At 65.0% G+C, this 13097-nt stretch carries 12 protein-coding genes; 6 read left to right on the top strand and 6 right to left on the bottom strand.

Annotated elements, in window-relative coordinates:
- Positions 1-93 precede the first annotated feature (93 nt).
- The 4 genes from hisS to BLU32_RS01620 are packed head-to-tail and all read left to right on the top strand — an operon-like array spanning position 94 to position 5296.
- Positions 94-1713: a histidine--tRNA ligase gene (hisS, locus tag BLU32_RS01635; protein WP_093804691.1), complete on the top strand. Its 1620-nt coding sequence runs from the start codon at positions 94-96 to the stop codon at positions 1711-1713.
- Positions 1710-2822 carry an ATP phosphoribosyltransferase regulatory subunit gene (locus BLU32_RS01630; protein WP_093804690.1) on the top strand — a complete coding sequence of 371 codons (1113 nt, stop codon included), beginning with the start codon at positions 1710-1712 and terminating at the stop codon, positions 2820-2822. Before hisS ends, BLU32_RS01630 begins: the two co-directional genes overlap by 4 nt.
- A 7-nt stretch (positions 2823-2829) precedes the next feature.
- A complete protein-coding gene (hisG, locus tag BLU32_RS01625; protein WP_093804689.1) occupies positions 2830-3804 on the top strand; it encodes an ATP phosphoribosyltransferase in 975 nt (324 codons plus the stop codon).
- Positions 3805-3844: 40 nt separating this feature from the next.
- Complete coding sequence (locus tag BLU32_RS01620; RefSeq protein WP_093804688.1) at positions 3845-5296, top strand: amidase; 1452 nt, start codon at positions 3845-3847, stop codon at positions 5294-5296.
- Positions 5297-5475: 179 nt separating this feature from the next.
- Here BLU32_RS01620 and BLU32_RS01615 read toward each other — a convergent pair whose 3' ends face one another.
- From BLU32_RS01615 to BLU32_RS01590, 6 genes are all read right to left on the bottom strand, one after another.
- Complete coding sequence (locus BLU32_RS01615) at positions 5476-6345, bottom strand: oxaloacetate decarboxylase (protein ID WP_093804687.1); 870 nt, start codon at positions 6343-6345, stop codon at positions 5476-5478.
- Positions 6346-6399: 54 nt separating this feature from the next.
- Positions 6400-7674 (bottom strand): TRAP transporter large permease, encoded by a 1275-nt coding sequence (locus BLU32_RS01610; RefSeq protein ID WP_093804686.1) that lies wholly within the window; start codon positions 7672-7674, stop codon positions 6400-6402.
- Between the two features lie 7 nt (positions 7675-7681).
- On the bottom strand, positions 7682-8185 hold the full coding sequence (locus tag BLU32_RS01605) for a TRAP transporter small permease (protein ID WP_157727448.1): 504 nt from the start codon (positions 8183-8185) through the stop codon (positions 7682-7684).
- A 102-nt stretch (positions 8186-8287) separates the two neighbouring features.
- Positions 8288-9298: a TRAP transporter substrate-binding protein DctP gene (dctP, locus tag BLU32_RS01600; protein WP_093804684.1), complete on the bottom strand. Its 1011-nt coding sequence runs from the start codon at positions 9296-9298 to the stop codon at positions 8288-8290.
- 178 nt (positions 9299-9476) lie between these two features.
- Positions 9477-10124 (bottom strand): DNA-3-methyladenine glycosylase I, encoded by a 648-nt coding sequence (locus BLU32_RS01595; protein WP_093804683.1) that lies wholly within the window; start codon positions 10122-10124, stop codon positions 9477-9479.
- A 176-nt stretch (positions 10125-10300) separates the two neighbouring features.
- Positions 10301-11026 carry a protein phosphatase CheZ gene (locus BLU32_RS01590; protein WP_093810437.1) on the bottom strand — a complete coding sequence of 242 codons (726 nt, stop codon included), beginning with the start codon at positions 11024-11026 and terminating at the stop codon, positions 10301-10303.
- 250 nt (positions 11027-11276) lie between these two features.
- Here BLU32_RS01590 and BLU32_RS01585 point away from each other — a divergent pair, with 250 nt between their 5' ends.
- Positions 11277-12011, top strand: a complete 735-nt coding sequence (locus tag BLU32_RS01585; protein ID WP_208976958.1) for a DUF2927 domain-containing protein — start codon at positions 11277-11279, stop codon at positions 12009-12011.
- 241 nt (positions 12012-12252) lie between these two features.
- On the top strand, positions 12253-12969 hold the full coding sequence (locus tag BLU32_RS01580; RefSeq protein ID WP_093804681.1) for a L,D-transpeptidase: 717 nt from the start codon (positions 12253-12255) through the stop codon (positions 12967-12969).
- Positions 12970-13097 lie beyond the last annotated feature (128 nt).

The raw sequence follows: 13097 nt of genomic DNA, 5'->3' as shown, positions 1-13097 counted from the left end.
TTGCCCGCGACCGCCGTTTCGTCTAGGAAACCGGCAACCGGCTGCGGGGTTCGCCCGTGGCCCCTTCCCGATTGAACGGACCTTCAAACGCCAATGGCCAAGACCAAACCGAACAAGCTCAAGGCGCGCCTGCCGCGCGGCTTCGTCGACCGCTCCGCCGCAGACATCCGCGCAACCGACGCGATGCTGGCGAAGATCCGCGGCGTCTACGAGGCCTATGGCTTCGATCCGGTGGAAACGCCGGCGTTCGAATACACCGATTGTCTCGGAAAATTCCTGCCCGACACCGACCGGCCGAACGCCGGCGTCTTCTCCGTGCAGGACGACGACGAACAGTGGATGAGCCTGCGCTACGACCTGACGGCGCCGCTCGCCCGCCATGTGTCGGAAAACATCAACGAGATCCAGCTGCCGTTTCGCAGCTACCGCGCCGGCTGGGTGTTCCGCAACGAAAAGCCGGGCCCGGGCCGCTTCCGCCAGTTCATGCAGTTCGACGCCGATACGGTCGGCGCGCCGGGCGTCCAGGCGGACGCGGAAATGTGCATGATGATGGCCGACACGATGGAGGCGCTGGGCATTCCGCGCGGCCAATACGTCATCCGCGTCAACAACCGCAAGGTGCTCGACGGCGTGATGGAGGCGATCGGTCTCGGCGGCGAGGAGAACGCCGAACGGCGTCTCACAGTGCTTCGCGCCATCGACAAGCTAGACAAGTTCGGCGTCGAGGGCGTGCGCCTGCTGCTTGGCGAGGGCCGTAAGGATGAGAGCGGCGACTTTACAAAGGGCGCGGGGCTGAGCAAAAAGCAAATCGATCATTTGATTTGGTTTACGCAGCTGAGAAGTCGGCCGTACGATCAGAATCCTCAGCCATTCGTTTTGAACCCGGTATTCCGCTACGTGTCGGAGACAGACCCGTCAGCGGAGCCAGTGGAGAAGGACATGCTCTCCGCTATGCGGCAGAGCAAAATATATGGTCCAGTTCAGTCCTTCTCAGAAGGCGTCGCTGAATTCGAGACTATTGCAAAACTAGTTCAAGCCTCCGGATATGATGATGGGCGCGTGATAATCGACCCCTCCGTCGTGCGCGGCCTCGAATATTACACCGGGCCGGTCTATGAGGCGGAGCTCCTCTTCGACGTCACCAACGAGAAGGGCGAGGTCGTGCAGTTCGGCTCCGTCGGCGGCGGCGGGCGCTATGACGGTCTGGTCAAGCGCTTCACCGGGCGCGACGTGCCGGCGACCGGCTTTTCCATCGGCGTGTCGCGGCTGATGAGCGCGCTGAAGAACCTCGGCAAGCTGAAGACCGACACGGTGCTCGCGCCCGTGCTCGTCACCGTGATGGACGGCGACACGGCAAGCCTCGCGCGCTACCAGAAAATGACCCAGGACCTGCGTGCCGCCGGCATCCGTGCCGAGATGTATCAGGGCAACTGGAAGAAATTCGGCAACCAGCTCAAATACGCCGACCGGCGCGACTGCCCGCTCGCCATCATCCAGGGCGGCGACGAACGGGCCGAGGGCGTGGTGCAGATCAAGGACCTGATCGAGGGCAAGCGGCTGTCCGGCGAGATCGCCGACAATGTGACCTGGCGCGAAAGCCGTCCGGCGCAGATCAGCGTGGCCGAAAGCGAGTTGGTCGAGACGGTCAAGCGCCTGCTCGCCGAACAGGCCGAGGACCGCGCGAAAAGCGGCCCGCAGGGAGAAAGCGCATGACCCTGCCCGACCCTTACGCGAAGCTGCGCGGCCTGTTTCAGGACAACGGCTTTCCGGCAATGGAACCGGAGATCCTGCAGCCGTCGCGGCTCTTTCTCGACCTGATCGGCGAGGACATTCGCGGGCGCATGTATCTCACCGGCGACCGTGCCGGCGAGGAATTGTGCCTGCGTCCCGACTATACGCTTCCCGTCTGCCGGGCGCATCTCGACGGCGGCGCGGCGGAAACGCCGGCGCGCTATTCCTATTGCGGCAAGGTGTTCCGCCAGCGCCAGGACGGCGCGGGCGAATTCATGCAGGCCGGCGTCGAATGCCTGGGCCGCGCCGATCTGGAAGCCGCCGACGCCGACACGCTGGCGCTTGCGCTCTCAGCGCTGGAAACGCTCGGCGTTTCCGACACGCGCATCCACATCGGCGACGAGGCGCTGTTTCGCGCCGTGCTTTCGGGTCTGAACCTGCCTGCCGTGTGGGAGCGTCGTCTGGGCGATCTCTTCGGCGAGCGCGACCGGCTGGACGCGGCGATTGCAGCCATGCGCGGCGCAGGCATCGAGGCGGAGCGCGGCGACACATCCGCCGCAGAGCTTGCACGCGCGCTCGACGGGCTTGCGCCGGACACCGCACAGGCGGCGGTCGCCGAGCTTTTGCGCCTCACCGGACTCAAGCCGATTGCCGGGCGCAGCGCCGGCGACATCGCCGAACGGCTGCTGGAACAGGCAGCCCTTGCCCGCCACGATCCGCAAACCGACCGCGCCGCCGATGTGCTCACCCGCTATCTGGCGATTGCCGGCGATCCGCGCGCATCGGTCGAGACAATCGCGACCTTCGCCGAAGACGCCGGTCTCGACCTGACCGATGCGCTTTCAAGCTTCTCCGCGCGGCTCGACGCCATCGCCGCGCACGGGATTTCCGACCGATCCCTGACGTTTGCGGCCGATTTCGGCCGACGGCTGGACTATTACACGGGCTTCGTGTTCGAAATCCATTCCGCCGCGCGCGAGACGGCCGGCCAGATCGTCGGCGGCGGACGCTACGACAAGCTTCTGGCGCTGCTCGGCGCCACGGCTCATATTCCGGCCACCGGGTTCTCCATCTGGCTGGATCGCATTTGAGGGTCTCATGACGCCATTGACCATCGCCATTCCCTCCAAGGGACGGCTGCAGGACAACACGCACGATTTCTTCGCCCGCGCCGGCCTGCCGGTGCGCCAGCCGGGCGGCGCGCGCAACTATCGCGGCCGCCTCGGCCGCTTCGACGCGCAGGAGGTGGAAATCGCCTTCCTCTCGGCGTCCGAGATCGCGCGCGAACTGGCCAACGGCCAGGCGCATCTCGGCGTCACCGGGCTCGATCTGGTGCATGAGACCATCGCCGATCCCGAAACCAGCGTGCACACCGTCACCCCGCTCGGCTTCGGCTTCGCCGATGTGGTGGTCGCGGTGCCCGACGCCTGGATCGACGTGTCGACCATGGCCGATCTCGCCGATGTCGCGGCGCATTTTCGCGCCCGCAAGGGCGAGCGGCTGCGGGTTGCGACCAAATACGTCACGCTGACGCGCGACTTCTTCGCCCGGCACGGGATTTCCGACTACCGGATCGTGGAAAGCGCCGGCGCGACAGAGGGCGCGCCGGCCGCCGGCACGGCGGAACTGATCGTCGACATCACCACCACCGGCTCGACGCTTGTCGCCAACAACCTGAAGATCCTCGACGACGGCGTCATCCTGAAGAGCCAGGCCCATCTGGTCGCCTCGCTGAGCGCGAGCTGGAGCGCGGAGAAACTGGGTTTTGCCCGCGTCATCCTCGACCGGATCGCAGCGGAAGAGCGCGCCCGGGGCTTCCGGGAAATCCGCGCGCTGGTGGCCGCGCCGGAGCTGACGGCGCGCGCCGCCGGCGACCAGTTCGGCGCGATTGCGCCCTTCGGCACCCAGGTCGGCCAGCCGCTGCTGCTGCATTGCCCGGCGACGAGCGCCGCCGATTGCGCGACGCTGCTGCGCGACCACGGCGCGCCGCATGTCAGCGTCACCACGCTCGATTATGTGTTCGGCACCAGCAACCCGCTCTACGATCCGCTGGCGGAAAAGGTCGGATCTTAAGTCCCTGTTTCATCAGGATACGGGACGGGAGGCCCGGGCCATGACCGCAGACGAGATCACCGCCCTGTCGGCGCGGGCGCTGTCTGAAGCCATCCACGCAAGGCGCGTCTCGGCGCGCGAGGTGATGCAGGCGACGCTTGCCCGCATCGACGCGCTCAACCCGACGCTCAACGCGATTGTGTCGCTGCGCGACGCCGACGCGCTGCTGGCCGAGGCCGACACGCTCGATGCGGAACTCGCCGCCGGGCGCTCGCGCGGCTGGATGCACGGCATGCCGCAGGCGATCAAGGATCTCGCCATGACGGCGGGGCTGACGACCACCATGGGATCGCCGGTCTTCGCCCGCCAGGTGCCGGCGGAGGACAGCCTCCATGTGGCGCGCATGCGCGCGGCCGGGGCTATTCTCGTCGGCAAGACCAATGTGCCGGAATTCGGCCTTGGCTCGCACACCACCAATCCGCTGTTCGGCCCGACGCTCAACCCCCATGACACAACCCGCAGCGCCGGCGGCTCCAGCGGCGGGGCGGCGGCGGCAATCGCCGCGCGGATCTTCGCCGTTGCCGACGGCAGCGACATGATGGGCTCGCTGCGCAATCCGGCCGCCTTCAACAACATCATCGGCATGCGCCCGAGCTATGGCCGCGTGCCGGCGGGTCCCTCGCCTGAGCTCTTCATGGACACGATGGCAACCGACGGCCCGATGGCCCGCGATGTCGACGACCTCGCCATGCTGCTTTCCATCCAGGCCGGGTACGATCCCCGCGCGCCACAGTCGCTCGACGGCGACGGCAGCGCCTTCGCCGGCACCGTGACACCTAAGGTGAAGGACCTCCGCATCGGTTCGCTGGGCGATCTCGACGGGTATCTCCCCTTCGAGGACGGCATTCTGGACCTCGTGGGCGACGGACTGACGCGGCTGGTCGAGCTTGGCGCGCATCTCGAGGAGACCGGCCCGGGCTATGCCCCAGAGCGCATCTGGCAATCGTGGTGCGATCTGAGGAGCTGGCGCGTGGCCGCGAAACTCGGCGCGATCTACGATGCGCCTGCCACCCGCGACAAGCTCAAGCCCGCCGCGATCTGGGAAATCGAGCGGGGGCGCGCGCTGTCGATGGCGGCCATCGAAGAGGCGAGTGCCATGCGCAGCGCCTGGTATCGCGCCGTGCTGCGGCTGTTCGAGTGCTACGACTACCTGGTCGCCCCGAGCGCGCAGGTCTATCCCTTCGACGTCACGCTCGACTGGCCGAAAGAAATCGCCGGGCGCGAAATGGACACCTATCACCGCTGGATGGAAACCGTCGTCGGCGTCAGCCTGCTGGGATTGCCTGCCGTTTCCGTGCCGGCCGGCTTCAACGCCGCCGGCCTGCCGACCGGCTTTCAGATCATCGGCCGTCCGCGCGACGATCTCGGCGTGCTGCAGGTCGCAAAGGCCTACGATCAGGCGACGGGATGGACGGCGAAAGCACCGGCGATGGTGGCTGTCGGCGGGAAGTAAAAAGGAGGCCGCTCCGGGGGAGAGCGACCTCCAAAACGGGTGGCCGATCGGGGTGGACCGCCCGAAAAGCCGGATTCGGGTGGTTGACGGCGGATCGGGAACTGCCGTCGTCCTCCGGCTTATTCCCCACTTACGCCGCGTGACCATGTCCGGATCATCGCGGCGCGAATTTTCGCCCGTCAGTCACGCTTGTCGGCGTAGCGGCTTTCTTCCTCGTAATAGGCATCGAAGCCGACCGCCTTGCGCAGATCGGCAAAGGGAAGAAGCGCGTCGTCGGGATGACGTCCGGCGGCCATTTCGGCCAGCGCCTCCTGCATCGCCCTGATTGCGGTGGAGAGGAGTGTCAGCGGATAGGCGGCAAGCCGATAGCCGATCCGTTCCAATTCCGCATGCGGCAGCATCGGCGTCGCGCCGCCTTCCACCAGATTGGCCATGTGCCAGCCCGGCACCTCGCGGCAGATCGTTTCCATCTCGCCCACATCATGCGGCGCTTCCACGAAGAGAAGATCGGCGCCGGCTTCCTTGAAGGCGCGCGCGCGTTCCAGCGCTTCGTCCAGCCCGTGACCGTGGCGTGCATCCGTGCGCGCCAGGATGAGAATATCGGATCCTTCCTCGCGCGCATCCACCGCCGCCTTGATGCGGTCGACGGCCTCATCGCGCGAGACGACGAGCTTGCCCTTGGTGTGGCCGCAGCGCTTGGGGGCAAGCTGATCCTCGATCATCACGGCGGCAAAGCCCGCCTGGGCATAGCCCTTGACCGTGCGTTTGACGTTGAGCGCATTGCCATAGCCGGTGTCGCCGTCGCCGATGATCAGCGCCGAGGTCGCCGCGCAAACGTTGCGGCCCTGGTCGACCATTTCGCCATAGGAAATCAGGCCGGTGTCCGGCGCACCGATACGCGCGGCGGAAACGGCAAAGCCCGACATGAAAGACACCGGAAAACCGGCGTCGCCGATCAGCTTGGCGGACAGGCCGTCGAAGCAGCAGGGCATCACGGTGAGCGGCGTCTTGCTCAAATGGGCGCGCAGGCGCGCGGCGGGCGTCGTCATGGTCTTGGCCTTTCGGCGGCCGGCGCGGCGTCAGGTCCGCGCGGCCGAACGGGGTTACATCTTGAAGGGGATATACAGCACCAGGTCCGTCCACCAGAAGATCAGGAGCACGCTGAACAGCATGATCGCGAGGAACGGCCAGACGCCGGACGAAACCTCGCCCATCGTCGCCTTGCCGACCGCCTGGATGACATAGAGATTGAGCCCGACCGGCGGGGTGATCAGGGCGCATTCGACCATCACGACGAAGAAGACGCCAAACCAGATCGGATCGAGACCCAGCGCGAAGAGCGCGCCCGACAGCACCGGCACCATGATCAGCATCATCGACAGGGCTTCCAGGAAAAGCCCCATCACCAGCAGCACCAGCGCCACCAGAAGCACGAACATGCCGGCGGAGGAAATGTGTTCCGACAGGAACATCGAGATGTCCTGCGGGATCCGGTACAGCGTGATCGCCTTGCCGAAGACCTTGGCGCCGGCGACGATCAGCAGGATCGCCACGGTGGTGGTCATCGCCTCGGCGACCGCGTCGCGCAGCTTCGGCCAGTCGAGCGTGCGCAGAACGATACCGACGACGACCAGCGCACCAATGAAGCCGACGGCCGCCGCCTCCGTCGGCGTGAACAGGCCAGTGTAGATGCCGACGATCACAAGCGCTGCCAGCACCACCGTCGGAAAGGCACGGATGGCCGTCCGGCGCCGTTCGTCCCAGCTCGACTTGGGGCTCGGCTTGTAATCGGAGGCGAAGCTTGCGTAGAGCACGGACCAGCCGATGAAGAGCCCCATCAGCAACAGCCCCGGACCGATGCCGGCCAGAAACAGCGAGATGATCGATTCCTCCGTGATCACGCCATATACGATCATCGGGATCGACGGCGGGATCAGGATGCCGAGCGTGCCGCCGGCGGCCAAAAGCCCGAGCACGAAGCGACGCGGGTAACCGCGTTGCGTCATCTCCGGGATCGCGACCGTGCCGATGGTGGCAGCGGTTGCGACGGAAGAGCCAGATATCGCGGCAAAGATGCCGCAGGACAGGATCGTGGCAACCGCAAGCCCGCCGGGCCAGTGCCCGACCCAGGCCTGGACGGCGGCGAAGAGATCGCGCCCGACGCCACCCTTCAAAAGCACATTGGACATCAGCAGGAACAGCGGCACGGCGACCAGCACGAAGCTGTCGGCGGAAGACAACAGGCCCTGCGGCACCATCAGTGGCGAGAACCCGCCGACCGCAAGCAGGCCGAAGCCGAGGCCGGTCAGCGCGAAGGCAACCGGGATGCCGGCGAGAAGAAGCGCAAAGAGCGCCGCGAGAATGAGCAGGGATGTCATGGCGGCCTCAGTGATCGATGCGCGTCGGCCGGGCGGTGTCGACGCCGTTGAGCGCGACCCGCACAGCCTCGGCGAATGCCTGGATACCCAGCAGCGTGAAACAGGCGGGGATCGAAGCCTGCGACCACCAGGCCGGGACGTCGAGCATGGAGCCGGTGGTGCGCCCGCGCGTGAAGGAATCCAGCGCGATATCAGCGCCGTAGTAAACCACCACAGCCGAAAGGGCGATGATGAAGGCGAGCACGAACAGCTCCTGCGCCCGGCGTGCGCCCGGCGACAGACTGTCGGTCAGAAGCGTGATCACGATGTGCTGGCGACGATGCAGCAACAGCGCGGCACCGCCGAAGGTCGCCCAGATCAGGAACATGCGCGACAGTTCCTCGGCCCAGATCGTCGGGTCGCCGAGATAGCGCATCAAAACCTCGTATCCGAGCATCAATGCGATGAGGAAATAGCCCCAGCCCGCAATCAGGCCGGCAAAGCGCGAGGCGCCGTCGATGATCCGCAACATGAGAGGGTCCATCACAGGAAACGGCCGGAGCGGACGCGCCACCCCGGCAAGGAACCCGGCCGGAGCAAATACGCCGCTCCGGCACGGGACAGCCCGTTTTGCCTATTCGGCGAGGTTGCGCGCGGCGTCGAGGACCTTTTGACCCAGTTCGCCGGCATCATCCTTGAACTGGTCGTAGACCGGCTGCGCCGCCGCCTTCCAGGCCGCGACTTCCTCGTCGCTCAGCCGATAGACGGTCATGCCGTTGTCCTTGGCCATCGCATAGGCTTCCGCCTCGATGGAGGCCATGCGGTCACGCACGTCCTGCTCCGACTCGCGCGCAGCCTGGGTAATCCAGGCGCGGTGCTGCTCCGGCAGGCCCTGCCAGAAGTCCTCGTTGACCACCACGATGAACTCGATGTCCGCGTTGTTGGTGACGGTGATCGTGTCCATCACCTCCCAAAGGCGCCGGCTCTTCACGCCGGACACACCGGTCATGCCGATGTCGACCGTGCCGCGCTGATAAGCGATATACTGCTCTGAGCCGGAAATCAGCGTCGGCGCGCCGCCGGCCGCCTTGATCCACTCGCCCAGCGTCTTGCCGAAGACGCGCACCTTCTTGCCCTCGATGTCGGCCGGCGTCTTCAGCGGGGCCTCCTTGGACAGGAGCACGACGCCACCATAGGCCTGCCACCACAGCACGCGGCTGCCGGTACCGAGGATCGCTTCGTCAAGCGGCGCACGAACCGGGCTGTCCGGCGCGACGGCCTTGCGCACCAGTTCCTCGTTGTTCAGCAGGAACGGCATGTAGAAAAGATCAACCGCCGGAACGTCGCCGACATAGCGGGTGAGCGATGCCACGCCCATCTCGATCGCGCCCGAGCCGACGGCCTGCGGGACTTCGCTGTCCTTGTAGAGCTGCGCGGAATCGTAGATCTCGACCGAGACCTCACCGTTCGACAGATCCTCAACCTTCTCCTTGAAGAGCGCAACGTTCTGGCCGAGGTGGCTCTTCATCGGCAATTGCAGCGTGATGCGGAGCGTGGTGTCTTCCGCGAGCGCAGACGACATGAACGATGCCACGCCAAGGCCCACGCCAACCGCCAAGCCGGCGGCAATGCGCGCAAATTTCATTGTGCAACCTCCCTAGGGACGCCCTGTTTGACGGCGCCTATTGTTTGTCTTGCAGGCCAGCCCGACGGTCGCGACCAACGGGAGCGACAGACACCGGGCCGAATCCTTCGGTGAAAATAACCGGACAAGGGCGGGAAACGCAACGTCGCGAGTGTTTCATACTACAAATGACCCACTGTCATTTTTTCGGACGCTGGAACGCATTTCTCTGCGCCTCAACCGTCGCGCGCATGCAGCACCCCTCCAGATGATCGTTGACGAGACCCATCGCCTGCATGAAGGCATAGACCGTGGTCGGGCCGACGAAACTCCAGCCGCGCTTCTTGAGATCCTTCGACAAGGCAGTTGAAGCCGGCGTCTGTGCGAGAGCCGACACGCTGGCATAATCGCACCGCGCCGGACGTTCCTCAGGCCCCGGCTCATGCCGCCAGAAATAGGCCGCCAGGGATCCGAACTCGTCGCGCAGCTCGCGGGCACGTGCCGCATTTTTGATGGTGGAGACAATCTTGCCGCGATGGCGCACGATCCCGGCATCGCCAAGCAGCCGGGCAATGTCTTTCTCGTCGAAGTCGGCAACCCGGTCGAAGTCGAAACCGGCAAAGGCAGTCCGAAAATTCTCCCGCTTGCGCAGGATCGTCAGCCAGGACAGCCCGGACTGAAAGCCCTCAAGGCAGATCTTTTCGAACAAACGGCGGTCATCGGCCATCGGCCGTCCCCACTCCGCATCGTGATAGACGAGATAGTCGGGCTTATTGCCATGCCACCAACAGCGCATGTGCCCGTCGTCACCACGTATCAGCCCTTTGCCCGATGCCTCGTCCGTCATGCCACCCCCGCTTTGCCCCGATCCGCAACCGTCGAAACCGATGTCCCCGGCAATCGCCTTGCCGAGTTCTTGATTTGTTCATGCTATCGTCCGACACCTGCACGCACAAGAGCAGGTGTTCGGAGACGCAACTGGCCATGCCAGGATGCAAGGGGGCTTGCGTGGAGAACGCGCGGTTACGCGAAGAGCGCGTCGATATCGTCCTGGCTGGCAACGCCGGCATCGATATCAAGCGACGGGCCATTGAGCAGGGCGCCATCACCCTCGCGCTCGGGACGGGCGTCGGGTTCGATCGACTTGAAGGTCTCGATGCCACCCCAGATATCCATCATCCGCACGATGCGATCCTCGATGAAGCGCAGCGTGTTGATAACCTTGGTGATGCGCTGGCCGGTGAGATCCTGGAAGTTGCAGGATTCGAAGATCTGAACGACCTTTTCCTGAATATCGTTGGCGAGTTCGGCGTCCTGGCCGGCCAGTCGTGCGCTCAAGGTGTTGGCGGTTTCGTCGATGAACTCGGCGGCCGACAGGATACCCTCGGTCGCCCCTTCCGTTCCCAGCACAACGGCATCGAGCTCGTTGGTGACGCGGGTCATATCCTGGCTCTCGGACCCGGCTGTGTTGTGCAGGGTCGCGATCTCGCGCTTGGTCTTGGCGATCGCCTCGTACATCGAGTCGAGTTCCGCCTTGAGCTTGAACGCTTCACCAAGCTCCGCCTTGAAGGTCTCGAGCATGTGATGGCCCACCTCCTCGGTGGGACGAATCAGCTCCTTGATCGAAGCGATCTCGGCCAGGATTTCCCGGTGCTGCTGGCTGCTGTTGCCATCACCCGCCCGCGACGGTGCATCCGATTTGCTGATCAAAAGGCTTTCGGCTCTAAAAGCTCTTCTTGTCGCCGTCATCGTATTGTCCGTCTCCACATCTCGGCCCGGGCGCCACCTTGCATGTGAGATCGTTGTAACCGACGAGGTTTAAGGAAATGTTCCTGTCGTGAATGACCGGCCCGAATTCCCGATGGCCCGTCAGCCGCAAAATGCCCGGCCCCCGGGCGCGCAACGGCGATTTGCCGTTCCGCTCCGCCAATCATTTTTGTATGGTCTTTTCCGACGGTGATCGTCGATCACCGCGATACCCGGAAGTCGGAAACAGCCCTTGCGCATCGCCAGAACCGTAATGTCGGTCCTCATTGTCAGCTTGGTTTTGGGGCTTTCGGCGCCGGTCGAGCGGACCGAGGCAGCCTCCTATACATTTTCGACGGAGGAGTTGATCCGCGGCTTCATGAAAACCGTCTTTGGACTGGAATACCGCTCGTGGAGCTGGCAGCCCTATCTGGTAAAGAAATACGTCGGTCCGGTTCGCTTCTATGTCCACAACCTGGCGCGCCGGGACCGCAAGCCCATGGCGTACCGGTTCATCGGCAAGCTGGGACGCAGTGTGCGCGGTCTGGCAACGACCATCGTATCGCGACCGGAAGACGCCAATTTCCATATCTACATCGTTGATCGCAGCCAGTACGGCGACGTGGTGCGCGAGAGGATCTACGACGATCCGCGGGCCGACGTCCCCGGCCGCTGCCTGGTGCGTGTGGTCTCCGACAGCAGCGGCATCTCGCAGTCGGCAGCCGTGATCGTGTCGGACGAGGGCGACTTCCTGTTTCGCCGGTGCCTGGTGGAGGAAGTGCTGCAGGGCCTTGGTCCGATGAACGACGATCCGTCGCTTGCCCATTCCGTGTTCAACGACAGTTCGCGCCACAGCCGCTTTACCTCCTTCGACAAGTATATCCTGAACATGCTCTACCATCGGCGCATTCGCCCTGGCATGCGTCCGGCCCAGGTGGAGCCGATGCTCCCCTCCATCGTCCGCGAAATCCGACCGTTGGTGAATTGAGACGTTAACGTCGGCGTTGTTGCAGCCGAAGTTCTTCAGATCTCGTTGACCACGTCTGGAAACGCCGCGCTAACCACGCGAACAAAAAGACACCTCACGGCGCCCCCGGATTCACGATTGCTGTTTTCGCCGGCCCTATTCTGCCGGGGCGAGCGCTCCCGACCGGTCGACGTCTGACAGGGCCGGACCGTGGAAACGCGCACGCGCCCCGTGTCCCGGCGAAGAGGTTGCGAGTACGTCGATGCACCGATCCAGAATTGTCCTGATGGCGCTGGCTCTTGCCTGCGCCCCGTTCGTCACGTCCGCGCAGGCGGATTACCGCAGCGGCGCCGGTGCGCCGCCGCTACTGCTCAGTCCCGATCTCACCGAGCCCTGGGTTCTGCAGCTCCAGCCAAACCGCCGCGCGATGCGCCCGGCGGTGACAAACCGCCCCCTGCCCCGCCAGAGGCAGACAATCCGCCGCAGCACGGCGCGCGCCGCCGCCTCGGCCCCGTCGCGTCGCCAACGCGGCATCGATCCGCGCTTTTTGCCGTCGACGGTCGCCTGGGACGGCAAGCAGAAGCCGGGCACGATCGTCATCGACACCCGCGAACGCTATCTCTATCTCGTCGAAAAGGGCGGTTTTGCCCGCCGCTACGGCGTCGGCGTCGGGCGCCCCGGCTTCGAATGGGCCGGCACGCACAAGGTGTCACGCAAGGCGGAATGGCCGGACTGGCGCCCGCCCGCGGAAATGCGGCAGCGGCAGCCGAACCTGCCGTCCTTCGTTCCTGGCGGGCCGAAGAACCCGCTTGGCGCACGGGCCCTCTACCTCGGGTCCACGCTCTACCGTATTCACGGGTCGAACGAGCCCTGGACGATCGGTCGCGCGGTCTCGTCAGGCTGCATCCGCATGCGCAACGAGGACGTCACAGATCTTTACAACCGCGTTCCGGTGGGCGCGAGGGTGCAGGTCATCTAGGGTGTGGCCCCATGAATGAGACCGCACCCTGGTACGGATTTCAGCCAGCTCCGCCCTGCAGGCATACGGCCGGTCCCGAAAAGCCAGGCGCACCCTGCGTCTGGCGATTTGCGCCCTTGTGAAAAACC

It is taken from the genome of Stappia sp. ES.058, assembly GCF_900105595.1.
Classification (GTDB): domain Bacteria; phylum Pseudomonadota; class Alphaproteobacteria; order Rhizobiales; family Stappiaceae; genus Stappia.
This window is presented reverse-complemented; position numbering and strand designations above follow the sequence as displayed.